The sequence below is a fragment of the Streptomyces sp. ISL-98 genome, from assembly GCF_018614055.1.
GTDB classification, from domain to species: domain Bacteria; phylum Actinomycetota; class Actinomycetes; order Streptomycetales; family Streptomycetaceae; genus Streptomyces; species Streptomyces spiramyceticus.
In genome coordinates, this window is record NZ_JAGGPB010000053.1 from 1 (window position 1) to 23,680 (window position 23,680).

Below are 23,680 nucleotides of genomic sequence, written 5' to 3' on the forward strand. Positions count from 1 at the left end.
CGGAGGAGACCACCCAGCAGCCAGTTGGGCCCTACCTCCAAGCCCGGCCCTTTAGGGCCGGGTAGTTGACCGGAGTGCTGTACGTCGTCCTGCTCGGGGTCATCCTCCTGGGCGTCGGCATACTGGCCTGGTCGTCGGCCAGTTCGGCGGCGGCGGCCACCGCCGCAGCCGCCGCGAAGGGCGAGCAGCCGCCGTCGTATTTCGGTGTCGAGCCCGAATGGACCTGCGTCGAGCCTGCTGTGCCGCCCGCCGAACTCCCTGGCGAGGGCGGCCGGATCGACCCGTATCGCCCCTACCTTGCCTTCGGGGTCGCGGGTGGCGACGCAGTGCTCTGGGATGCGCGGACCGGAAAACCTCTGAAGGTGTCGGCGGGCAAGGTCCGGCTCGTGCCTGCCAAGTCGGCCGGTGAGAGGTGCCCGCTCACAGCCCCGACGTCAGGCCGCTCACCAGCAGCATCGTGAAGCTGCTCGCCCACTCCGCGTCCACCGGTTCCGCGCTCACCAGCGCCCGGTGGACCACGGCGCCCGCGATCACGTCGAAGATCAGGTCCGCGTTGCGGGCGGCCTGTGCGGGGGAGTCCTCGTACGGGAGCTCGCCGCGGGCCTGCGCGCGTTCCCGGCCGAGCAGTACCAGGCATTTCTGGCGGTCGACGATCGCCGAGCGGATCCGCTCGCGCAGCGCCTCGTCGCGCGTCGACTCCGCAACCACTGCCATCAGCGCCGTCTTCGTCTCGGGGCGTTCGAGAAGCGCCGAGAACTGGAGCACCACGCCCTCGATGTCGGCCGTCAGGCTTCCCCGGTCCGGGAGTTCCAGCTCGTCGAAAAGGACGGCGACGGCGTCGACGACCAGTTCGTTCTTGTTCGCCCAGCGGCGGTAGAGCGTCGTCTTGGCGACACCCGCCCGGCTCGCCACATCGCCCATCGAGAACTTCGACCAGCCCAGCTCGACCAGCGCCGCCCTGGTCGCCACAAGGATCGCGGCGTCGGCCTCCAGGCTGCGCGGGCGGCCCGTACGGGAAGGCGGAGTGGTGGGGGGCTGGCTGGGCATGCCCGCGACCATACCGGCCAGTAGGGAATAGAGCGCCGTGAGGGAGATCACCGAAAGAGGGCGGCGCGGTCCCTGCCTTTGGAGTTACGCTACGACCCGTAGCGAAAGAGCGGTCAGCCAAGCGACAACCACGCAAGACAACCGCAGGCGCCAGGGTGGGGACCCAGCGCCGACCCACGGTCCTCCTCGGGACCTCCGGCCGTGTTCGACCGTACGCCCCGCAAACCGGCGGGGGGCTGCGGACGGGCCCGGTCCATGTATCCGGTTCGTGTATCCGGGGGCAGTTTTTCTCTACCGCGCGCGAAAGGGGGAGGATGTACGCATGCAGCCTAGGAACATGTCCATGAGCGGCGTCGTCGACCTCGCCGCGGTGAAGGCGGCCGGCGAAGCCCGGCAGAAGGCGGAGCAGACGCGTGCGGAGTCCGCCCGGGAGGGCGGCGGTGGTGCGGTGTCTCCGTCGAGTCTGGTGTCCGATGTCGACGAGGCCAGTTTTGAGCGCGATGTCCTCCAGCGCTCCGCCGAAGTCCCGGTCGTCATCGACTTCTGGGCCCCGGGCGCCGATACGTCGCAGCAGCTCGGCCCGCTCCTGGAGCGGCTCGCCGTCGAGGCCAACGGCCGGTTTGTCCTTGCCAGGGTCGACGTCAGCACCAACCCGATGCTCACCCAGCAGTTCGCGATCCAGGCCATCCCCGCGGTCTTCGCCGTGGTGGCCGGGCAGGCACTGCCCCTCTTCCAGGGTGTGGCCTCCGAGCAGCAGATCCGCGAGACCCTGGGGCAGCTGATCCAGGTCGCCGAGGAGCGCTTCGGCCTGACCGGCATCACCGTCGACCCGAACGCGGCCCCGGAAGGCGGTCCGGCCGAGCAGGCCGAGGCGCCCGCCGGTCCTTACGACGCGCTGCTCGAAGCAGCCGTACAGGCGCTGGACGCGAACGACTTCGCCGGTGCGGCCCAGGCGTACAAGAACGTCCTCGCCGACGACCCCGGCAACACCGAGGCCACGCTGGGCCTCGCCCAGGCGGAACTGCTCGCCCGCGTCCAGAACCTGGACCCGCAGCAGGTCCGCAAGGACGCCGCCGAGAATCCGGCCGACGTAACCGCGCAGATCGCCGCGGCCGACCTCGACCTGGTCGGCGGTCATGTCGAGGACGCCTTCGGGCGCCTGGTGGAAACGGTGCGCCGAACTGTCGGTGATGACCGAAATGCCGCACGGGTGCGGCTGCTTGAGCTCTTCGAGGTCATCGGCGCCGACGACCCGCGGGTGGCTTCGGCGCGAACAGCCCTGGCGAGGGTGCTGTTCTGACCGGTTGTGCCCCCGGGCAACACCAGTGATTTGGCGACACAGTGACAAAACGCGGCCGCGCTTTACCAAAACTTGGTAATCGCGGCCGCTGTTACTTGCAGTAAGCCGAGCGGGGTGTTCTGCCCGTTTCTGAGCGTCAATCACCACGTTTCTCTCGTCACCTGATGACACCGTCCGTGGCTGCTCGATGCCGGGTGGTCGCGCATCGGTTATCGGGCCGTTACTAGCCAGTAACGAACCCCCTTGTGCCCCGGCTTCGAATGGACCACGATCGGCCACGCTCGGTCCAATACCGCACCAGCCCGACAGCCAATCGTGCCGCGTGGTCCCTTGGGTCCCCACCGAGCCGGTCGGCGGCAGTGGCGCCGGCCGTGGACAGGGGGGTCTCTGCTGTTCGGCAGGGCCTGTCCGGCAGGTTGCGCGAATGCGTGGCCAGTGGTTGTCGCTCGGGGGTGATCGCCGGTGTTTCGGATGACGTTCGCGCCTCCGAATCGGGCGCTCTCCTTCCCGAGGACGTAGCACTTCTCCCATCCCCCTGCGGGCTCCTGCCCGTACTGGAGATGTACGTCCGAGAAGGAGGAAAGTCATGGAGTCTGTAGTTCGTGGCGGGACCAGATGGAAGCGGTTCGCCGTTGTCATGGTGCCGAGTGTGGCCGCGACTGCCGCGATAGGCGTCGCCCTTGCACAGGGCGCGCTCGCGGCATCGTTCAGCGTCTCCGGCCAGAGCTTCAAGGTCAGCGCGGAGAGGCTCGAGGGTAAGGGCTTCTTCCAGTACGGAAGCATGGCCACGGGCACCGACCTGGAGGGCAACAAGACTGCCCACCCGGTCGCGGTGTCGGCGTTCAAGTCCGCCGAGATCACCAAGATGTGTCAGTCGGTCGTGACGCCCAACGTCCCGATCTTCGGAAACATCACCCTCCAGCTGAACGCCGGCGGGAACGGTACTCCGGTCAAGGCCGAGAACCTGTACCTGGACGTCGAGGAACTCGACGCCAACGCAGAGTTCAAGAACATCAACATCGGTGTTGCCGCGGGCAAGGCCAGCAAGGGCCCGGGTATCCAGCCGGGCACGGAGAAGTCGGTCAACCCGTACGGCTTCTCGCAGGAGGCCGACGAGGCCGTCCTGACCAAGGTGCGACAGAAGGCATGGGCCACCACGGCCGGAACCTTCAAGCTCAGCGGTCTGAGCATGCGCCTGCACAAGGGCATCAAGGAGTGCTACTAAGCACCCCCTCCGCGGGCGGGGCGCGTGACACGCGTGACTCGTGTGACATGTCGTCCCGCCTGCCGCCCCTCCCTTATCTCTGCACAGCAACACCGGTTCCAGGGAGCTGTTTTCCATGAGCGCCGAGTCCTCGGGTCCGAGCCGCGATTTCACCTACTGGCGGCTGCGTTTCCGTGCCTGGCGGGGCAGCCGGCCGTTCTGGGCGGGCCTGCTCACGATTCTGGGCGGTGTACCGATCGCATGGCTTCCGTACGCGGAACTCCAGATCGGTCACCTCACGCTGGCCATGGCCACCACCGCGGGAGCGGGCTCGCTGATCATCGGCGTACTGCTCGTCACACTGGGCCTGACCATGTGGTACCACCACATCGTCCGGGTCTTCGCGGGTGTCGCCTCGATTCTGCTGGCACTTGTCTCCATCCCCGTGTCCAACCTGGGTGGATTCCTGGTCGGCTTCCTGCTGGCGCTGCTCGGCGGAGCCATGTCGATTTCCTGGGCGCCGGCCGATCCGGCCAGGCCCGTCGTCGACACCGCCGAGACCTCGCCCAAGGGCGACGAGCCGGACGGCGGCACCGACCGGGCCGACTTCCCGGACGACATGTACGACACATCTGTTGACGCCAATGGCGGGAGGAACAGTGCGGGGTGACGAGGCGGAGCTGACTGCGGCCGGAGGCGACGGGACCCGTGAGAGAAAGGGGCCGCGTCACGCGGCCCCCAGGAAGTCGCTCCTGACGAAGCTGCAGATACCCGCGGGCAAGGCGATGGCCCTGGCCGCGATGCCCACGGCCGTGTTCGTCGGCATGGGGCTCACGCCGAAGCTGGCGATCGCCGACGACGGGATCACCAACCCCTTCGCGCCGGGTCCCTGCGTAACCCGCTCGGACACGCCGGACCCGGACGCCTCCGAGTCCAAGTCCCCCTCGGACAAGCCCTCTTCGACGGCCACGCCGAGCCCGAGCGCCAGCGCCGACAAGCCCGCGGAGACGGAGACCCCGGCCCCGGGCGAGTCGCCGTCGGCGAGCGCGAGCAGCACCCCGCCGGCCACCGAGCCGACGAAGGAGCCCGAGGCGGGCACGACCGAGACGCCTGCGCCGGCCCCGACGGAGAGCGAGACCAAGAACCCGCTCGACCCGCTGGGCGTGGGCGACGCGATCAAGGACGTCCTGGACGGCCCGGACGAGGAGACGGCCTCCCCGGAGCCGACCGAGTCGAAGCCGGCGGAGTCGGACCCGGCAGCGTCGGACCCGGCCGAGTCGAAGCCGGCTGCCGAGGAGAGCGCGACCACGAAGCCCGACGACGCGAAGGACGCCGCGGGCAACGCGGTGGACGACGCGGCCGACAAGACCGCAGACGCCATCAGGGACGCGGCGGACAAGGCGGGCGCGAAGGTCGAGGAACTCGGCGAGGACGCCAAGGAGTCCGCCGAGGACGCCGCTGACAAGGCCGGGGCAAAGGCCGATGACCCGGCCGAGGACGCCGACGGCAAGAAGCCCTTCCCCTGCCCGACGGCGGACCCGGAAGCTCTTGCGGCGGCCGACCTGGAACAGGGCATCCCGGACCTGCCGGACGACCCGTGGATCCTGGAGAGCTCGATGCTCACCCTGCGTGGGCTCGACTACGAGGGCATCGTCGAGGTCAGGACCGGCAGCGGCAAGATCAAGAAGGTCCTGAAGTTCACCGCCGTGGAAACCGACATCAAGGACCTGCACCAGAAGGTCGTCGGCCCCAACGGCACCACGGCGCACGTCCAGGCAGCCAAGGGCTCCAAGTCGACCCTTCGCAACGGCACGGTGACCATGTACACGGAGGAGCTGAAGGGCAAGCTCTTCGGCCTCATCCCGATCACGTTCAGCCCGGAGACCCCGCCGCCGCTGAATGTTCCGATCGCCATGTTCACCGACGTCAAGGTGACGCAGGCCGGCCAGTTCGGCGGCACGCTCACGGTCCCCGGCCTGCACAACTTCTACACCGGCTGAGAGGCACACCGCCTACGACCGTGGCCCGCCCCCGAAGAATCAGGGGGCGGGCCACGGTCATGTCGTACAGCGGTACAGGCCTGCGTACTGCCGTCAGGCGCTCTCGCCGCCCAGGTGGTGGACCCGCACCATGTTCGTGGTGCCGGGGATGCCGGGGGGCGAACCGGCGGTGATGATCATGAGGTCGCCGTTGTTGTAGCGCTGGAGCTTGAGCAGCTCGGCGTCGACCAGGTCGACCATCGCGTCCGTGTTGTTCACGTGCGGCACCACGAAGGACTCGATGCCCCAGCTCAGCGCGAGCTGGTTGCGGGTCGCCTCGTCCGTCGTGAAGGCGAGGATCGGCTGGAGCGTGCGGTAGCGGGACAGGCGGCGGGCCGTGTCGCCGGACTTGGTGAAGGCGACCAGTGCCTTGCCGTTCAGGAAGTCCGCGATCTCGCAGGCCGCGCGGGCGACCGAACCACCCTGCGTACGGGGCTTCTTGCCGGGGACCAGCGGCTGGAGGCCCTTCGACAGGAGCTCCTCCTCGGCCGCGACGACGATCTTCGACATCGTCTTGACGGTCTCGATCGGGTACGCGCCCACCGAGGACTCGGCGGAGAGCATGACCGCGTCCGCGCCGTCCAGGATCGCGTTGGCGACGTCGGACGCCTCGGCGCGCGTGGGGCGGGAGTTGGTGATCATCGACTCCATCATCTGGGTCGCGACAATCACCGGCTTGGCGTTGCGGCGGCACAGCTCGATGAGCCGCTTCTGCACCATCGGGACCTTTTCGAGCGGATACTCGACGGCCAGGTCACCGCGGGCGACCATCACACCGTCGAACGCCATGACGACGCCCTCCATGTGCTCGACGGCCTGCGGCTTCTCGACCTTGGCGATGACGGGGACACGGCGGCCCTCCTCGTCCATCACCTTGTGGACGTCCTTGACGTCGTCGGCGTCGCGCACGAAGGAGAGTGCGACCAGGTCGCAGCCCATGCGGAGGGCGAAACGGAGGTCTTCGACGTCCTTCTCGGACAGGGCCGGGACGTTGACCGCCGCGCCGGGCAGGTTGATGCCCTTGTGGTCGGAGATGACACCGCCCTCGATGACGATGGTGTGGACCCGCGGGCCCTCGACCGACGTCACCTTGAGCTCGACGTTGCCGTCGTTGATCAGAATCGGGTCGCCCTTGGCGACGTCGCCGGGCAGGCCCTTGTAGGTGGTTCCGCAGATGGACTTGTCACCGGGGACGTCCTCGGCCGTGATGATGAACTCGTCACCACGGACCAGTTCGACGGGTCCCTCGGCGAAGGTCTCCAGACGGATCTTGGGGCCCTGGAGGTCGGCGAGTACGCCGATCGCACGGCCGGTGTCCTCGGCGGCCTTGCGGACGCGGACGTACCGCTCCTGGTGCTCCGCATGGGTTCCGTGGCTCATGTTGAAGCGGGCCACGTTCATACCGGCCTCGATGAGCGCTTTCAGTTGCTCGTACGAGTCGACGGCGGGGCCCAGTGTGCAGACGATTTTGGAACGGCGCATGAGGCGGATCCTATCGGTTTGTTTCGCTGCGGAATATTCCGTCTGGTGGAATGTACAAATGGGCGGGAGGCCGCTCAGGCGTTGACCAATGCATACGTCTGCCGGGCGATTTCCAGCTCCTCGTCGGTGGGTATGACGGCGACCGCGACCCTGGCGTACTCCGGCGAGATGAGACGCGGCTCACCGGAACGTACGGCATTGAGGTTCGCGTCCACCGCCAGGCCCAGCTCCTCCAGGCCCGCGATCGCAGCCTCACGCACGGGCGCGGCGTTCTCGCCGACGCCCGCGGTGAAGACCACCGCGTCGACCCGTCCCAGAACGGCGTAATACGCGCCGATGTACTTCTTCAGCCGATGAATGTAGATCTCGAAGGCGAGCAGCGCCCGCCGGTCGCCCTCGTCGATACGGCGCCGGATCTCCCGCATGTCGTTGTCGCCGCAGAGACCGATCAGGCCGCTCTTCTTGTTGAGCAGTGCGTCGATCTCGTCGGTGGACATACCGGCGACCCGCTTCAGGTGGAAGATCACGGCCGGGTCGATGTCACCGGAGCGCGTTCCCATCACCAGACCTTCCAGTGGCGTGAGCCCCATCGACGTATCGACGCACTGCCCGCCCCGGACGGCCGACGCGGACGCCCCGTTGCCCAGGTGCAGGACGATGACATTGACCTCGGACGGGTCCTTGCCCAGCAGCTTGGCAGCCTTCCGGGAGACGTACGCGTGCGACGTGCCGTGGAAGCCGTAGCGGCGGATGCGGTGGGCGTCGGCGGTCTCGACGTCCATCGCGTAGCGGGCCGCCGACTCCGGCATCGTCGTATGGAAGGCGGTGTCGAAGACGGCGACCTGCGGGAGGTCGGGGCGCAGCGCCCGGGCGGTGCGGATGCCGGTGATGTTCGCCGGGTTGTGCAGCGGCGCGACCGGTACGAGCCGCTCGATCTCCGCCATCACCTCGTCGTCGATCACGGTGGGCGCGGTGAACTTCAGGCCGCCGTGGACGACGCGGTGACCGATGGCGGCCAACTCGGGGGAGTCGACGCCGAGTCCGTCGGTCGCCAGCTCCTCGGCGACGGCCTTCAGCGCGGCGTCGTGGTCGGCGATGGGTCCCGTGCGCTCGCGCTTGCCGGCGCCGTCGCCGGTGAGCGGGGTGTGCACGAGGCGGGACGTCTGCTCACCGATGCGTTCGACCAGGCCGATCGCGAGACGCGAGTGGTCGCGCATGTCGAGGAGCTGGTACTTCACCGACGACGAGCCGGAGTTGAGGACGAGGATGCGCGTAGCGGTCACGGGTGCGGAGCTTTCCTGGACGGGGGTGGTGGTCATGCGGACTCGCCCTGGGCCTGTATCGCCGTGATGGCGACGGTCTGGACGATGTCCTGGACCAGGGCGCCGCGCGAAAGGTCGTTCACCGGCTTGTTCAGGCCCTGGAGGACGGGGCCGACGGCGACCGCACCGGCCGAGCGCTGCACGGCCTTGTACGTGTTGTTGCCGGTGTTCAGGTCCGGGAAGATCAGGACCGTCGCCTGGCCCGCGACCTCGGAGTCCGGCAGCTTGGTCGCGGCGACGGACGGCTCGACCGCCGCGTCGTACTGGATCGGCCCCTCGACCCTCAGGTCCGGGCGGCCGGCCCGTACCAGCTCGGTGGCTTCGCGCACCTTGTCGACGTCCGCGCCGGAGCCCGAGCTGCCGGTCGAGTACGAGAGCATCGCCAGCCGCGGATCCACGCCGAACTTCTGCGCCGTGGCGGCCGACTGCACGGCGATGTCCGCGAGCTGGACGGCGTTCGGGTCCGGGTTGACCGCGCAGTCGCCGTACACCAGGACCCGGTCGCCGAGCAGCATGAAGAAGACCGAGGACACGATCTTGGCGTCCGGCTTGGTCTTGATGATCTCGAAGGCGGGGCGGATGGTCGCGGCGGTGGAGTGCACCGAGCCCGACACCATGCCGTCGGCCAGGCCCTCGTGGACCATGAACGTGCCGAAGTAGTTCACATCGGCGACCACGTCGTGCGCCAGCTCCAGGCTGACGCCCCGGTGCGCGCGCATTTTCGCGTACGACTCGGCGAACCGGCCGCGCAGCTGGGAGGTCTGCGGGTCGATGATCTGCGTCAGCGCGAGGTCGATGCCCAGGTCGGCGGCCTTCTTGCGGATGACGTCGACGTCGCCGAGCAGCGTCAGGTCGCACACGTCGCGGCGCAGCAGCACATCGGCCGCGCGCAGTACGCGCTCCTCCGTGCCCTCGGGGAGTACGACGCGGCGGCGCTTGGCGCGGGCCCTTTCGAGCAGCTCGTGCTCGAACATCATCGGTGTGACACGGCCGCTGCGGGCCACCGACATCCGGGCCAGCAGGTCGGCGGTGTCGACGTGCCGCTCGAACAGGCCGAGCGCGGTCTCCGCCTTGCGCGGGGTGGCCGCGCTCAGCTTGCCCTCCATGGCGAAGAGCTCGCCCGCGGTGGGGAAGGAGCCGCCGGCCACCGAGACCACCGGGGTACCGGGCGCGAGGCGCGCGGCCAGGGTCAGCACCTCGTCGCCGGGGCGCTCGTTCAGGGTGAGGAGTACGCCGGCTATGGGCGGGGTGCCCGCGCTGTGGGCGGCGAGCGAACCGACCACCAGGTCGGAGCGGTCGCCCGGGGTGACGACGAGGCAGCCGGGGGTCAGGGCGTTCAGGAAGTTCGGCAGCATCGCACCGCCGAACACGAAGTCCAGGGCGTCGCGCGCGAGACCCGCGTCGTCGCCGAGCAGCACAGTGCCGCCGAGGGCGCGCGTTATCTGGGAGACCGTGGGGGCGGAGAGCGCGGCGTCGTCGGGCAGCGCGTAGCACGGCACGGGCAGGCTGGCCGACAGCCGCTCGGCGATCTCGTGGCGGTCCATCGGGGCGACCCGGTTGGCGACCATGGCCAGAATGTCGCAGCCCAGGGCCTCGTACGCGCGGTAGGCGTTACGGGTCTCGGAGCGCACCGACTTGGCGGTCTGCTTCCTGCCGCCGACCACCGGGATCACCGAGGCGCCGAACTCATTGGCCAGCCGGGCGTTCAGGGCGAGTTCCTCGGGGAGCAGGGTGTCCGCGAAGTCCGTACCGAGGACCAGGACGACCTCGTACTCCCGCGCCACCTTGTGGAAGCGGTCGACGATGCGGGACACCAGCTCGTCGGTGCCCTTCTCGGCCTGGAGGGCGGACGCCTCGCTGTAGTCCATGCCGTACCCGGACGCCGGGTCCTGCGACAGCCGGTAGCGGGCGCGCAGTAGGTCGAACAGCCGATCGGGCCCGTCGTGCACGAGGGGGCGGAATACGCCCACCCGGTCCACTTGGCGGGTGAGGAGCTCCATGACTCCCAGCTCGACGACCTGGCGACCGTCGCCCCGGTCGATCCCGGTCACGTACACGCTGCGCGTCACGCGTGCTCTCCGTCCAGTTAGGGTGGGCTTGCCCTCTTGACAATACCTCTGAGGGTGGTTAGGGCGCCCGCCGGGCGGGGCCCGCCGGACGTCTGCGGAAACGCCCCGCAGGGACCTTTCTGCGGCGTTTCTGCGGCCTTCCTGCCGGAGTGTCCGAAAGCGCGGAGCCCATGCGACCCGTGAAACAATCGGACTCTGGCTCACGTGTATCACTAGCGAGCAGGAGACACAGCACAATGCGTATCGGAGTTCTCACCGCCGGCGGCGACTGCCCGGGGCTGAACGCAGTGATCCGGTCGGTTGTGCACCGTGCCGTCGCAGGTCACGGCGACGAAGTCGTCGGATTCGAGGACGGGTTCAAGGGCCTGCTCGACGGCCACTACCGCCCCCTCGACCTCAACGCCGTGAGCGGCATCCTGGCACGCGGCGGTACGATCCTGGGCTCCGCCCGCCTGGAGCGGGACCGGCTGCGCGAAGCGGCCGAGAACTGGCACGAGTTGTCGGAGCGCTCCGGTATCGACGCGCTCATTCCGATCGGCGGCGAAGGCACGCTCACGGCGTCCCGGATGCTGTCGGACGCGGGGATGCCCGTCGTCGGCGTACCGAAGACGATCGACAACGACATCAACGGCACCGACCGCACCTTCGGCTTCGACACGGCCGTCGGCGTCGCCACCGAAGCCATAGACCGCCTCAAGACCACCGCCGAATCGCACCAGCGCGTGATGGTCGTCGAGGTCATGGGCCGGCACGCGGGCTGGATCGCGCTGGAGTCCGGCATGGCGGGCGGCGCGCACGGTATCTGCCTGCCGGAGCGTCCCTTCGAGGTGGACGACCTGGTCAAGATGGTCGAGGAACGCTTCGCGCGCGGGAAGAAGTTCGCGGTCGTGTGCGTCGCGGAAGGCGCGCGCCCGGCGGAGGGTTCCATGCCGTACGAGAAGGGCGCCATCGACAAGTTCGGGCACGAGCGCTTCACCGGCATCGGCACGCGGCTCGCCGGCGAGCTGGAAAAGCGCCTCGGCAAGGAAGCCCGCCCGGTCATTCTCGGCCACGTCCAGCGTGGCGGCACCCCGACGGCGTACGACCGGGTCCTGGCGACGCGCTTCGGCTGGCACGCGGTGGAGGCGGTGCACCGTGGCGACTTCGGCAACATGACGGCGCTGCGGGGCACGGACATCGTGATGGTGCCGCTCGCCGAGGGCGTCGAGGAGCTCAAGAGGGTCCCCGACGGGCGGATGTACGAGGCGGAATCGGTCTTCTGACCCGGCAGGACGGGGTCCCGGGCCGCGAGCGGCCCGGGCACCTGCCCGCGAGCGTCGTCGCCCCAGGTCAGGGGCGCCGGGCCAGCTGCCAGAAGTGGCCGACGATGGCGTCCAGGAAATCGCGGCCCGCCGCACCGTCCCCCGCCGAATCGCTCCCGCCCCAGCTCAGCGTCGACACCATCCGGGACTGGTAGTCGGCGTGCAGCCGCTGGAGTACGTCCTCCAGCTGGTCCCGCGGCACAGGCACCAGCTTGGCCGTCGGGCGTACGTACGCCTGCCAGCGCGTCATCACCGCGCTGCGCAGCACCCCGGCCAGCTCCTCGTTCCGGCCGGTCGCCTTCACGAACTCCTCCGGCGACAGGCCGAGCACCTCGGAGAGTGCCGCGGACTGCCGCTCATTGCCGCGCCACCGCCCGGACTCCTCCATGCGCTGGTACGCATTCAGCTCCACGCCGATCGCCCGCGCAAGATCGGGCACGGCCAGGCCGCGCGCCAGCCGGTGCTCGCGCAGCGTGGTGGGGGAGGCCAGCAGGTCGCTCAGCGAACACCACAGCACGCCGGCGAGCGCGGTGATCTCCCGTGAATCGGGCGCGCGCAGGCCGCGCTCCCAGGCGACGACCATGTCGGGGACGATGTTCAGCCCGTATTGCGCGCGCAGGCCGTAGGCGACATGACCGGGCGCCATGCCGAGGGCTTCGCGCAGTCGTCGCGCGGCGGGGGCGTTAAAGGGCGGAGTGGGGTGCACGGGGCACACCGTACGTATGAAAACGGTGTGGCGACTACGGTGCGTTCGCCCAAGATTACAAGTCGTAGGAACGTCCTACGATCCAATTCTGGTAGCCTCCCCGGCCGGATCCTGGAGCGGGAGGGGAAACGCCTTGCGCGGGTTACGGGGGTACGTACGACTGCGTCGCGCCGTTCCTGTGGTGGTGGTCATCACGGTGATCGCGGTGGGCGTCGTCGTGTGGCTGGACCGGCGAAGTGAGCAACTGGCCGACAACCGCGCACAGTTGAAGAGTGCCTGCGCGGGTCTGCTGCCACAGGGGCATTTAGGGCGATTCCTGTCGAAGGGTGAGGCGGGTTCGCTGCATCAGTACGGCACGATGCTCGATCCGGGGCAGCAGAGCCGCGTTCTGCTGGACTGCCGGCTGTCCTGGGGCGGCGACGAGGAGGTCACCGTCAGGGCGAACGCCCTGCCGGCCCGGGCCGAGGAGGCGCCCGGCGCATCCGACAGCGACTTCCCCTTCCGCCTGCCGCCGACCGCGCAGGGAACGGTGAAGATCGACCGGAGCGGTGCGGCGCGGGCGATCGCCTCCCTGGTCGTCGAGTGCCCGAAGGGCCTGACGGGCCGCGTCCGGCCGAGCCAGGATCTCCAGGTGGCCGTGGGCCTGCCGGTGAAGGTGAAGGACGCGTACGCGAGCGAGCTCTCGCCGAGCGACCGGCGCCTGGTGGCCGGAGCAGCCGTACGCATCGCCAACTGGATCACCGACCGGCAGAAGTGCGGCGGTGCCCCGCTGAGCACCGGGCCCGCCGCCCCGGTGCCGGCCTCCGCCGACGCGCCGCGTTCAAGGCCTTCGTGGCCTGCCGCTTCCTGAACCCCAACTCCCGTTCAGTGCAGGGAGATCCACCGGTAGTGGAGCTCCGGGCGCCCGACCTGGCCGTACTGCGGACTGCGCTCGGCCCGGCCCGTGGTGACCAGGTGTTCCAGATAGCGGCGCGCGGTGATCCGCGAGATCCCGACCTCGGCGGCGGCCGCGGCGGCCGTGACCCCGCTCGCCGATGTGCGCAGCGTACGGGTCACCGCGTCCAGCGTCGGCGCGCTCAGGCCCTTGGGGAGGGCGGCGGGCTCGGGGGTGCGGAGGGCGGCGAGCGCGCGGTCCACCTCGTCCTGGCCGCTGGCCTCGCCGGCCGACGCGCGGAACTCGGCGTAGCGGGTGAGGCGGTCGCGCAGGGTCGCGAAGGTGAAGGGCTTCAGGACGTACTGGACGACGCCGAGCGACACCCCTTCCCGTACGACGGCCAGATCGCGCGCCGAAGTGACGGCGATGACGTCGGCGGTGTGGCCCGCGCCGCGCAGTGAACGTACGAGCTGCAGGCCGTGGCCGTCGGGCAGGTAGAGGTCGAGCAGCAGCAGATCGACGGGCCGCCGGTCGAGGGCACGCACCGCCTCGGCCCGCGAGTGGGCGACGCCGGAGACTGCGAATCCGGGGACGCGGGCCACGTAGAGCGCGTGGGCGTCGGCCGCTACGGGGTCGTCTTCGACGACGAGGACGCGGATGGGGGCTGCGTTCATGCGGCCACCTCGGGGTGGGCTGCCCTGCGGGGCTGTTCCCCTACCCTTCCCCAAGCTCTCAACTTCGTTCGAGCAGGGGAGACCCCATTCTTCCCGAACTGGGGGCAAGCCCCCAGACCCCCGGTACGCCCTTGGGGGTCCCCCCGGACGAAGTCTGGGGGAATGTCCTCAAACGCCGGACGGGCTGAAATACCAGCCCCTGGGGGTCCCCCCTGGACGAAGTCCTTGGGGGAGTTTGAGCAGCGAGGTCTGGGGCGGAGCCCTGGTTCGGGAAGGGGCGGGGTGGGGAAAGAAAAGGCCCGCCGGATACGCCGCGTCATGCCCGCACCCCCGCCGCGCCCGCGTTGGCGTCCGCGCCCGCGTCGGCAACCGCGCCCGCATGCGCACCCGCACCCGCACCTGCGTCGGCGCCCGCGCCCGCGCCGCCATCGGCACCCGCACCCGCATCGGCACCCGCACCCGCATCGGCGCCCGGACCCGCATTGGCACCCGCATGCGCACCCGCGCCCGCCCGCAACGGCAGCCGTACCGTGAACTCCGCGCCCCCGTCCCCGCCCTCCGCCAAGACCACCGTGCCGTGACCCCGGTGCACCGCCTGCCGGACCAGCGCCAGGCCGATCCCCCGGCCCGGGCTCTTCGTCGACCAGCCGCGTGCGAACACCGCGTCGGCCGACTCGGGGTCGACGCCGGGCCCCGTGTCGGAGACGCGCACCAGCAGCTCGTCGTCCTCCGTGCGGGCCGTCACCGTGACCCTCGCTCCGTCGCTGCCCTGCGCCGCGTCCACCGCGTTGTCGATCAGGTTGCCGAGGATCGTGACCAGGTCGCGAGCGGGCAGCGTGCGCGGCAGCAGGCCGTCGTCGATCCTGCTGTCCTCGTCCAGTACGAGCGCCACGCCCCGCTCGTTCGCCTGCGCCGCCTTGCCGAGCAGCAGCGCCGCGAGCACCGGTTCGCCGACCGCGTCGACGACCTGGTCGGTGAGCGCCTGGGCCAGCTCCAGCTCCGCCGTGGCGAACTCCACCGCCTCGTCCGAGCGACCCAGCTCGATGAGCGAGACGACGGTGTGCAGGCGGTTCGCCGCCTCGTGGGCCTGCGAGCGCAGCGCCTGCGTGAAGCCCCGCTCCGAGTCCAACTCGCCCGACAGAGCCTGGAGTTCGGTGTGATCGCGCAGGGTCACGACCGTACCGCGCTGCTTCCCGGTGGAGACCGGACGGCTGTTGACGACGATCACCCGGTCCGCCGTCAGATGCACCTCGTCGACGCGCGGCTCGGCGGCGAGCAGCGCCGCCGTGAGCGGTTTGGGCAGGCTCATTTCGGCCACCGGGCGGCCGACCGCGTCGTCCCCGAGGCCGAGCAGCTCGCGCCCGCCGTCATTGATCAGCGCGATGCGCTGCCGGCTGTCGAGCATCAGCAGCCCTTCCCGTACGGCGTGCAGTGCGGCTTGGTGGTAGTCGTGCATGTGGCTCAGCTCGGCGGCGTTCATGCCGTGGGTGTGACGCCGCAGCCGGGCGTTGATGACGTACGTACCGAGGCCGCCGAGGGCGAGCGCGCCCGACGCGACTCCGAGCAGCGCCGCCACCTGCTGCCGCAGCTGCGCGCTGATCCGCTCAATGGTGATGCCCGCGCTGACGAGCCCGGTGATCCGCCCCCCGTCCTCCGGGTCGCGCACCGGCGTCACCACGCGCACCGAGCGCCCCAGTGTCCCCAGGTGCGTCTCGCCGTAGGTCCTGCCCTTCAGGGCGGGGCCGATGGTTCCCAGGTACATACGGCCGATCTCGGTCCCCTCCGGATGCGTCCAGCGGGTGCCGTCCGGCGCCATGATCACGACGAAGTTGACGCCGGATTCCTTGCGGAGTTCCTCCGTGTACGGCTGGAGGGCCGCCGTCGGATTGTCCGAGCGGGCCGCCTCGATCACCGCGGGGGACTTCGCCACGGCGGTCGCGGTGGCGGTGGCCTGCCGGGTCGCGGTCTCCTCCGCCTGGGCCCGGTCGGAGACGTATGTGAAGGCCGCACACCCGGCGACGATCACCGCCACCAGCACGACCTGCATGGCGAAGAGCTGGCCGGCCAGGCTGCGGGGACGGGGTATGCGCATGCCGCAAGTGTGCATGGCCGTCTGCATGGCCGAAAAGCTGTGAACGAAATGCGCGCAACGGTGACGGGGGTCACAGCGCTGGTGGATAGTCGCCGGGACCCATCGGGACATGGGTGTCGCAGCAATAGGAGGAGGACCCCCGTGGCAGAGAAAGCCGCAAGGCGGGACCGTACCCATTATCTGTACCTCGCCGTCATCGGCGCTGTCGTACTCGGTGTCGTCGTGGGCTTCGCGGCCCCCGGCGTGGCCGTCGAGCTCAAGCCGATCGGCGCCGGGTTCGTCAATCTGATCAAGATGATGATTTCGCCCATTATCTTCTGCACGATCGTTCTGGGCGTCGGTTCGGTCCGCAAGGCCGCCAAGGTCGGTGCGGTGGGCGGGCTCGCGCTCGGCTACTTCCTGGTGATGTCGACCGTGGCACTCTCCATCGGCCTGCTCGTCGGCAACATCCTTGAGCCGGGTGCGGGCCTCGACCTCACCGAATCGGCGCGCAGCGCGGGCGCGGCCCAGGCGGAGGGCGCGAGCGAGTCGACCGCCGACTTCCTGCTCGGGATCATCCCGACGACCCTGGTGTCCGCCTTCACCGAGGGCGAGGTGCTCCAGACGCTGCTGGTCGCGCTGCTGGTGGGCTTCGCGCTGCAGGCGATGGGCTCGGTCGGCGAGCCCGTCATCCGGGGCATCGGACACATCCAGCGGCTGGTCTTCCGGGTGCTCGCGATGATCATGTGGGTGGCCCCGGTGGGCGCGTTCGGCGCGATCGCGGCGGTCGTCGGCGAGACGGGCCTCGACGCCCTGAAGTCGCTCGCGGTCATCATGATCGGCTTCTACATCACGTGCGCGCTGTTCGTCTTCGTCGTACTCGGCACGATCCTGCGCCTGGTCGCGGGCGTGAACCTCTTCCTGCTGCTGAAGTACCTGGCCAGGGAATTCCTGCTGATCCTGTCCACGTCGTCCTCGGAGTCGGCGCTGCCGCGGCTGATCGCGAAGATGGAGCACCTGGGCGTGAGCAAGCCGGTCGTCGGCATCACCGTCCCGACGGGCTACTCCTTCAACCTCGACGGTACGGCGATCTATCTGACGATGGCCTCGCTCTTTGTCGCGGAGGCGATGGGCAACCCGCTCACGATCAGCCAGCAGATCTCCCTCCTCATCTTCATGATCATCGCCTCGAAGGGTGCGGCGGGCGTCACGGGCGCCGGCCTGGCCACTCTCGCCGGCGGCCTCCAGTCCCACCGCCCGGAACTGGTCGACGGTGTCGGTCTGATCGTCGGCATCGACCGCTTCATGAGCGAGGCGCGCGCCCTGACGAACTTCGCGGGCAACGCGGTGGCGACGGTGCTGGTCGGCACGTGGACCAAGGAGATCGACAAGGACCGGGTCGCCGAAGTCCTGGCCGGACGCGCCCCGTTCGACGAGAAGACGCTGGTCGACGACCACGTCGCGGCGCCGGACGAGACGCGGCCCCACGGCGACGTCCCGGAGCAGCGGGACGGGGTGAGCGTGGAAAAGGCCTCGGCGCAGCTGTAAGCACGCGGCGCGATGTGACGCCGCGATGTGACGGTGCGATGTGAGGGGAAGGGCTCGGCCGGCGACGGCCGGGCCCTTCAGCCCTTGATGCTTACCTTCTGGTGCGTATCCGACTTTAAAGTCGGTACTTGTAGGGCTCGTTGTGACGCCGAAGCATGGTGGTCATGACTTCCGACAACCTTGTTACCGTTACCGTCATCGGCCTCGGCGCCATGGGCCGCGCCCTCGCAGGTGCCTTCCTGGACGCCGGCCACCCCACCACCGTCTGGAACCGCTCGACGGGGAAGGGCGATGACCTCGTCGCGCGCGGCGCGGTCCTCGCCGCCTCGGCCGAAGAGGCCGTTCGCGCAAGCGAGTTGACCGTTGTCTGCGTTGTCGACTACGACGCCTCGCAGGCCGTGCTCGACCCGCTGGCCGAAGCCCTCGCGGGCCGCGTCCTGGTCAACCTCACCTCGGACTCCCCGGAGCGGGCCCGCGCAGCGGCGGCCTGGGCGGACGAGCACGGCATCGCCTACCTGGACGGTGCGGTGATGGTGCCGACCCCGCTCGTCGGCGGGCCCGAGGCGCTGATCCTCTACGCCGGTTCGCGGCCGGCTTTCGAGAAGTACGAGAGCACGCTGAAGGCACTGGCCGGGCAGGCCGCCCACCTCGGCGAGGACCACACCCTTGCCGCCGTCCACGACCTGTCGATGCTCGACTTCTTCTACGCGAGCATCTCGGGTCTGGTGCACGCCTTCGCCCTGGCGCGGGAGGACAAGGTGGCGGCCACGGCCCTGGCTCCGTACCTGAACGCCATCACCTCGATCCTGCCACCCATCGCGGCCGGTATGGCGACCGCGATCGACGAGGGCAATTACGACGGCGAGCAGGCCAACCTGTCCATGATGACCGCGAGCGTCGACCACCTCCTGCACATGTCGCGTGACCGGGGCCTGGACACGGGACACCTGGAGGCGATCAAGGCCGTCGCCGACCGTGCCATCGCCAAGGGGCACGGCGCGGACGACTGGGCGAGCACGATCGAGGCGCTCAAGGGCTGATCCGGCTGGTCGCGCGCCCGGCTCCACAGGCAAAAGGAAAACCCCGGGGAATTGACACCCGGGGTTTTTCTCTGCGTATATTGAGCGTTTCTGCGACCTCACGTAAATTGGGTCACAGAGGTGCCGTGTGAACGCAGCGTAGCTTGTTGGGAGCTGAATTGTCAACCGAGGAATTTCAGAAAGAGCAGGAATTCATCACCGGTCTCTACGCGCGCCTCGATGACCTGCGAGAAGAGGCCGAGGCCACCGCACAGGCGGCGTTGACCCAGGTGAGGACGGGCCACCAGGCGAAGCTGGAGCGCGATGTGATGGTGGCCGAGCAGTCCGGACTGCTCGCCGCATTCAATGCGGGAGAGAACGGGCTGTGCTTCGGCCGGCTCGACTTCCAGGACGGCCGCAAGTACCACATGGGCCGTATCGGAATCCGGCAGAACGACCCGGACCGTACGCCTCTCGTCGTCGACTGGCGGGCCGAGATCGCACGCCCCTTCTATCTCGCGACCGGCTATTCCCCGATGGGACTGCGCCGCAGGCGGCACATCTCCACGGAGGGCCGCACGGTCACCGCGCTGCACGACGAAATCCTCGACCTCACCGACACCACCCGCACCGGCCACGAGGGCTCCGCCGCCGACACCGTGCTGCTCGCCGCGCTGGACGCGGCGCGCTCAGGGCGGATGCACGACATCGTGCAGACCATCCAGGCCGAGCAGGACCGCATCATCCGTGCCCCGCACCACGGCGTCCTCGTCGTCGAGGGCGGTCCCGGCACCGGCAAGACCGTCGTCGCGCTGCACCGGGCGGCGTACCTGCTGTACGCCTACCGCGACCTGCTCGCCCGCCGCGGCGTGCTGATCGTCGGGCCCAACCCGGCCTTCCTCGCCTACATCGGCGAAGTACTGCCCTCGCTCGGCGAGACCGGCGTGCTGCTCTCGACCGTCGGCGAGCTCTTCCCGGGGGTCACCGCCACCGGAACCGACACCGCCGAAGCCGCCGAGGTCAAGGGCCGGGCCGCGATGGCGGACGCGCTGGCCCGCTTCGTACGGGACCGCCAGACCGTGCCCCATCCGGGCATCGAGATCGAGCACGACGACGGCACGCTGTGGCTGGAGCGGGCGATGGCGGAGGACGCCCGGGCCGCCGCCCGCGAGACCCTGCTGCCGCACAACCTCGCCCGCCCCCACTTCGCCTTCCGGATCATCGACGCGCTCACCGAGCAGCTCGCCGACCGGATCGGCGCCGACCCGTACGGCGGCCCCAACTTCCTCGGACCCGACGACATCGCCCAGCTGGGCAAGGCCATCGCGCTCAGCGATGACGTGCACGCGGCCATCGACACACTGTGGCCGCCGCTCACTCCTCAGCAGCTGGTCGAGGAGTTCCTCGCCGAACCCGTTCATCTCCCCGACGCCGACGCCGAGTTGATCCGGCGGGGCGGCGGTCCGTGGACGCCCGCCGACGTACCGCTCCTCGACGAGGCCGCCGAACTGCTCGGCGAGGACGACTCCGCCGCGCGGGCCGCCGAGGAGGCCGAGCGGCAGCAGCGCATCGCGTACGCCCAGGGCGTGCTGGATGTCGCGTACGCCTCCCGCACCTACGAGTTCGAGGACAAGGAGGACGTGGACAAGGACGCGTCCGAGGTCCTGGGCGCGCACGACATCGTCGACGCCGAGCGGATGGCCGAGCGCCACGAAGAGGCCGACCACCGCAGCGCCGCCGAACGCGCCGCCGCCGACCGCACCTGGGCCTTCGGCCACATCGTCGTCGACGAGGCGCAGGAGCTGTCCGCGATGGCCTGGCGGCTGCTGATGCGCCGCTCCCCGACGCGCTCGATGACCCTGGTCGGCGACCCCGCCCAGACCGGGGACGCGGCGGGATGCGACTCGTGGCAGCAGATCCTCGGCCCGTACGTCGAAGACCGCTGGCACCACACCCGCCTCGGGGTCAACTACCGCACCCCCGCCGAGATCATGGAGGTCGCGGCCGGCGTACGGCGGACCGAAGACCCCTCCTTCGAGCCGCCGAGCTCCGTCCGCTCCACCGGTGAACGCCCCCACGCGCGCGCCACCGAGCCGGACGCCCTCGCCCGTACCGTCGCCGAAACGGTCGCGGACGAGACGCCGGAGGAGGGCCGGCTGGCCGTCGTCGCCCCGCGCGAGCTGCACGGGGCGCTGGCCGCCGCCCTCCCCGGCGCCGCGCACGGCACCGCCCCCGACCTCACCCTGCCGGTCGTGCTCCTCGACCCCCGTCAGGTGAAGGGCCTGGAGTTCGACACCGTGATCGTCGTCGAGCCCGGCCGGATCCTCGCCGGGTCACCACGTGGTGCCAACGACCTGTACGTGGCCCTGACCCGGGCTACACAGCACCTCGCCGTCGTTCACACGGGGGTCCTGCCGGAGTGCCTCCGGGGGAACCTCCGGGAGGAGTTCCGGCAGGACCTGAAGGAGGGGCTCACGCCGGCCTGAGCCATACCGTCGCCAGCGGCGGCAGCGTCAGCTGCACACTGGCCGGACGCCCGTGCGCCCCGGTCGACTCGGGCTTGAGCGGCTCCGGGTTGTGTACGTCGCTGCCGCCGTAGCGGGCCGCGTCCGTGTTCAGGATCTCCGTCCAGGCCGGGATGTCGTCCATGACGCCCAGCCGGTAGTCGTGCCGTACGACCGGCGAGAAGTTGGACACGGCCAGCAGCGGTGAGCCCTGCGCGTCGAAGCGCATGAACGAGAAGACGTTGTCCTCGGCGGCGCCGCCGTCCACCCACGCGAAGCCTTCCGGGACGGTGTCCCGCTCCCACAGCGCGGGTGTGGCGGCGTACACCTGGTTCAGGTCGCGGACCAGGTCGCGCACGCCCCGGTGGTCGCCCGCCGAGTGGTACGTGTCGTCCAGCAGCCACCACTCCGGGCCGTGCGCCTCCGACCACTCGGCGCCCTGCGCGAACTCCTGGCCCATGAACAGGAGCTGCTTGCCGGGGTGCGCCCACATGAAGCCGAGATACGCGCGGTGGTTGGCACGCCGCTGCCACCAGTCGCCCGGCATCTTGGACACCAGCGCCTGCTTGCCGTGCACCACCTCGTCGTGCGAGATGGGCAGGACGTAGTTCTCGCTGTACGCGTACACCATCGAGAAGGTCATCTCGTTGTGGTGGTACTTGCGGTGTACCGGCTCCTTGGAGACGTACACCAGCGAGTCGTGCATCCAGCCCATGTTCCACTTCAGGCCGAAGCCGAGACCGCCGTGGTCCGTGGGGCGGGTGACGCCCTCCCAGGCCGTCGACTCCTCGGCGATCGTCACGACTCCCGGGCAGCGGCGGTAGACGGTGGCGTTCATCTCCTGGAGGAAGCCGACCGCGTCGAAGTTCTCCCGCCCGCCGTACTCGTTCGGGGCCCAGTCGCCGCCCTCGCGCGAGTAGTCCAGGTACAGCATCGAGGCGACGGCATCCACCCGCAGGCCGTCGATGTGGAACTCCTCGCACCAGTACGTGGCATTGGCGACCAGGAAGTTACGCACCTCCGTGCGGCCGTAATCGAATTCGAGCGTGCCCCAGTCGGGGTGCTCGGCACGCCGCGGGTCGGGGTGCTCGTACAGCGGTGTGCCGTCGAAGCGGGCCAGTGCCCAGTCGTCCTTCGGGAAGTGCGCGGGCACCCAGTCGACGATCACGCCGATGCCGGCCCGGTGCAGCGCGTCGACCAGGTGGCGGAAGTCGTCGGGCGTGCCCAGGCGGGCCGTCGGGGCGTAGAACCCGGTGATCTGGTAGCCCCACGAGCCGCCGAAGGGGTGCTCGGCGACCGGCATCAGCTCCACGTGCGTGAAGCCGAGGTCGGCGACGTACGAGGGCAGCTGCTCGGCCAGCTCACGGTACGTCAGGCCCGGGCGCCACGAGGGGAGGTGGACTTCGTACACCGAGAACGGTGCCTCGTGGACGGGGTGGTCGGCGCGGTGCGCCATCCACTCCTCGTCGCGCCACACGTGGTGCGAGGCCGTCACGATCGACGCCGTGTCGGGCGGCACCTCGGTGCGGCGGGCCATCGGGTCGGCGCGCAGGGTGTGGCCGCCGTCCGGCTGGGTGATCTCGAACTTGTACCGCGTGCCTTCGCCGATGCCGGGGACGAACAGCTCCCAGACGCCGGACGCGCCCAGGGAGCGCATCGGGAGGCCCGCGCCGTCCCAGTAGTTGAAGTCCCCGGCCAGGCGGACGCCCTGCGCGTTCGGCGCCCATACGGTGAAGCGCGTGCCGTCGACGCCCTCGTGGGTCATCGGCTCCGCGCCGAGCGCCCGCCACAGCTCCTCATGGCGGCCCTCGCCGATGAGGTAGAGGTCGACCTCGCCGATGGCGGGCAGGAAGCGGTACGGGTCACGCATCTCCTGCTCGCTGCCGTCGTACGTGACGCGCAGCGTGTACTCCGGGACGGAGCGCAGCGGCAGTACGCCGGAGAACAGCCCGTCGCCGTCGTCGTTCAGCTGGAGACGGGTCTCCTTGGCCCTGCCCGTGCCCTCGGTGACCACGGTGACGGCCTGCGCGTACGGGCGCAGGACGCGGAAGGTTACGCCGTCGGGGCCGGGGTGGGCGCCCAGCACGCTGTGCGGGTCGTGATGAGCCCCGGCCAGCAGGCGGCCGCGCGTCCCGGCGTCGAGCGGCTCGGCGGTGGATACGCCGGTGCGGCGTCGGGGGGCTGTCGCCTTGGCCGTGGGGCTCTTCGTGGCCTGCGTCGTTTTGGCCGGTTTGGCGGCCTTGGCAGTCTTGGCCGTCTTGGTGGCGCTCTTGGTGGCGCTCTTGGTGGCCTTCGCGGTCTTGGCGGTGCCGGCGGCTTTGGCGGTCTTCGCGGGCGCGGGCGGCTGCGGGGCCTGCGCCTCGGTCGGGGCTTCGGAAGACTTGCGGGACGGCGGACGGGGGGTCACGGGTGAGGCCTCCTTGGGAGGTTCCGGTCGGGGGTGCGGTGACTTCGGGCGTGGTGCGGTGGGCGGGGGTGCGGTGGCTCCGGTGTCGGTGCCGCGCCGGGGGGGGAGCGCGT

General features: G+C 70.0%; 18 protein-coding genes. 10 read left to right on the forward strand and 8 right to left on the reverse strand.

Going from position 1 to position 23,680, the window contains the following annotated elements; translation table 11 throughout:
* The first annotated feature begins 65 nt into the window (after positions 1-65).
* A complete protein-coding gene (locus J7I98_RS31045; RefSeq protein ID WP_214928376.1) occupies positions 66-461 on the forward strand; it encodes a hypothetical protein in 396 nt (131 codons plus the stop codon).
* Here J7I98_RS31045 and J7I98_RS31050 read toward each other — a convergent pair.
* On the reverse strand, positions 421-1,047 hold the full coding sequence (locus tag J7I98_RS31050; protein ID WP_214928377.1) for a TetR/AcrR family transcriptional regulator: 627 nt from the start codon (positions 1,045-1,047) through the stop codon (positions 421-423). The genes J7I98_RS31045 and J7I98_RS31050 overlap by 41 nt on opposite strands.
* 322 nt (positions 1,048-1,369) lie before the next feature.
* On the opposite strand from J7I98_RS31050, the gene J7I98_RS31055 reads away from it, so the two are divergent.
* The 4 genes from J7I98_RS31055 to J7I98_RS31070 all read left to right on the forward strand — a co-directional run bounded on the left by J7I98_RS31055 (position 1,370) and on the right by J7I98_RS31070 (position 5,551).
* Positions 1,370-2,347 carry a tetratricopeptide repeat protein gene (locus J7I98_RS31055; protein ID WP_214928378.1) on the forward strand — a complete coding sequence of 326 codons (978 nt, stop codon included), beginning with the start codon at positions 1,370-1,372 and terminating at the stop codon, positions 2,345-2,347.
* Positions 2,348-2,933: 586 nt separating this feature from the next.
* Complete coding sequence (locus tag J7I98_RS31060) at positions 2,934-3,572, forward strand: DUF6230 family protein (protein WP_214928379.1); 639 nt, start codon at positions 2,934-2,936, stop codon at positions 3,570-3,572.
* A 115-nt stretch (positions 3,573-3,687) separates the two neighbouring features.
* Positions 3,688-4,221 (forward strand): DUF6114 domain-containing protein, encoded by a 534-nt coding sequence (locus J7I98_RS31065; protein WP_214928380.1) that lies wholly within the window; start codon positions 3,688-3,690, stop codon positions 4,219-4,221.
* On the forward strand, positions 4,211-5,551 hold the full coding sequence (locus J7I98_RS31070) for a hypothetical protein (RefSeq protein WP_214928401.1): 1,341 nt from the start codon (positions 4,211-4,213) through the stop codon (positions 5,549-5,551). Before J7I98_RS31065 ends, J7I98_RS31070 begins: the two co-directional genes overlap by 11 nt.
* A 93-nt stretch (positions 5,552-5,644) precedes the next feature.
* Here J7I98_RS31070 and pyk read toward each other — a convergent pair whose 3' ends face one another.
* The 3 genes from pyk to pta all read right to left on the reverse strand — a co-directional run bounded on the left by pyk (position 5,645) and on the right by pta (position 10,463).
* Positions 5,645-7,072 carry a pyruvate kinase gene (pyk, locus tag J7I98_RS31075; protein WP_214928381.1) on the reverse strand — a complete coding sequence of 476 codons (1,428 nt, stop codon included), beginning with the start codon at positions 7,070-7,072 and terminating at the stop codon, positions 5,645-5,647.
* Between the two features lie 74 nt (positions 7,073-7,146).
* Positions 7,147-8,391: an acetate kinase gene (locus J7I98_RS31080; protein ID WP_251021483.1), complete on the reverse strand. Its 1,245-nt coding sequence runs from the start codon at positions 8,389-8,391 to the stop codon at positions 7,147-7,149.
* Positions 8,388-10,463: a phosphate acetyltransferase gene (pta, locus tag J7I98_RS31085; protein ID WP_214928382.1), complete on the reverse strand. Its 2,076-nt coding sequence runs from the start codon at positions 10,461-10,463 to the stop codon at positions 8,388-8,390. Before pta ends, J7I98_RS31080 begins: the two co-directional genes overlap by 4 nt.
* 236 nt (positions 10,464-10,699) lie before the next feature.
* Here pta and J7I98_RS31090 point away from each other — a divergent pair, with 236 nt between their 5' ends.
* Positions 10,700-11,725, forward strand: a complete 1,026-nt coding sequence (locus tag J7I98_RS31090) for an ATP-dependent 6-phosphofructokinase (protein WP_214928383.1) — start codon at positions 10,700-10,702, stop codon at positions 11,723-11,725.
* A 67-nt stretch (positions 11,726-11,792) separates the two neighbouring features.
* Here the strand turns inward: J7I98_RS31090 and J7I98_RS31095 are convergent, their stop codons facing one another.
* On the reverse strand, positions 11,793-12,470 hold the full coding sequence (locus tag J7I98_RS31095) for a helix-turn-helix transcriptional regulator (protein ID WP_308378006.1): 678 nt from the start codon (positions 12,468-12,470) through the stop codon (positions 11,793-11,795).
* Positions 12,471-12,603: 133 nt separating this feature from the next.
* Between J7I98_RS31095 and J7I98_RS31100 the strand changes: the two genes are divergently transcribed.
* Positions 12,604-13,320 (forward strand): hypothetical protein, encoded by a 717-nt coding sequence (locus J7I98_RS31100; RefSeq protein WP_214928384.1) that lies wholly within the window; start codon positions 12,604-12,606, stop codon positions 13,318-13,320.
* Positions 13,321-13,334: 14 nt separating this feature from the next.
* On the opposite strand, the gene J7I98_RS31105 is transcribed toward J7I98_RS31100, so the two are convergent.
* Entirely contained in the window at positions 13,335-14,018 is a 684-nt protein-coding gene (locus tag J7I98_RS31105) for a response regulator (RefSeq protein WP_214928385.1), read from the reverse strand.
* Positions 14,019-14,334: 316 nt separating this feature from the next.
* Complete coding sequence (locus J7I98_RS31110; RefSeq protein ID WP_214928386.1) at positions 14,335-16,110, reverse strand: sensor histidine kinase; 1,776 nt, start codon at positions 16,108-16,110, stop codon at positions 14,335-14,337.
* Between the two features lie 141 nt (positions 16,111-16,251).
* Between J7I98_RS31110 and J7I98_RS31115 the strand changes: the two genes are divergently transcribed.
* From J7I98_RS31115 to J7I98_RS31125, 3 genes are all read left to right on the forward strand, one after another.
* Positions 16,252-17,637 (forward strand): cation:dicarboxylate symporter family transporter, encoded by a 1,386-nt coding sequence (locus J7I98_RS31115; protein WP_214928387.1) that lies wholly within the window; start codon positions 16,252-16,254, stop codon positions 17,635-17,637.
* Positions 17,638-17,801: 164 nt separating this feature from the next.
* Positions 17,802-18,677: an NAD(P)-dependent oxidoreductase gene (locus J7I98_RS31120; RefSeq protein ID WP_285438111.1), complete on the forward strand. Its 876-nt coding sequence runs from the start codon at positions 17,802-17,804 to the stop codon at positions 18,675-18,677.
* A 158-nt stretch (positions 18,678-18,835) separates the two neighbouring features.
* Positions 18,836-21,142: an ATP-binding domain-containing protein gene (locus J7I98_RS31125; protein WP_214928389.1), complete on the forward strand. Its 2,307-nt coding sequence runs from the start codon at positions 18,836-18,838 to the stop codon at positions 21,140-21,142.
* On the opposite strand, the gene glgB is transcribed toward J7I98_RS31125, so the two are convergent.
* Positions 21,129-23,567 carry a 1,4-alpha-glucan branching enzyme gene (glgB, locus tag J7I98_RS31130; RefSeq protein WP_214928390.1) on the reverse strand — a complete coding sequence of 813 codons (2,439 nt, stop codon included), beginning with the start codon at positions 23,565-23,567 and terminating at the stop codon, positions 21,129-21,131. The genes J7I98_RS31125 and glgB overlap by 14 nt on opposite strands.
* Between the last annotated feature and the right edge of the window lie 113 nt (positions 23,568-23,680).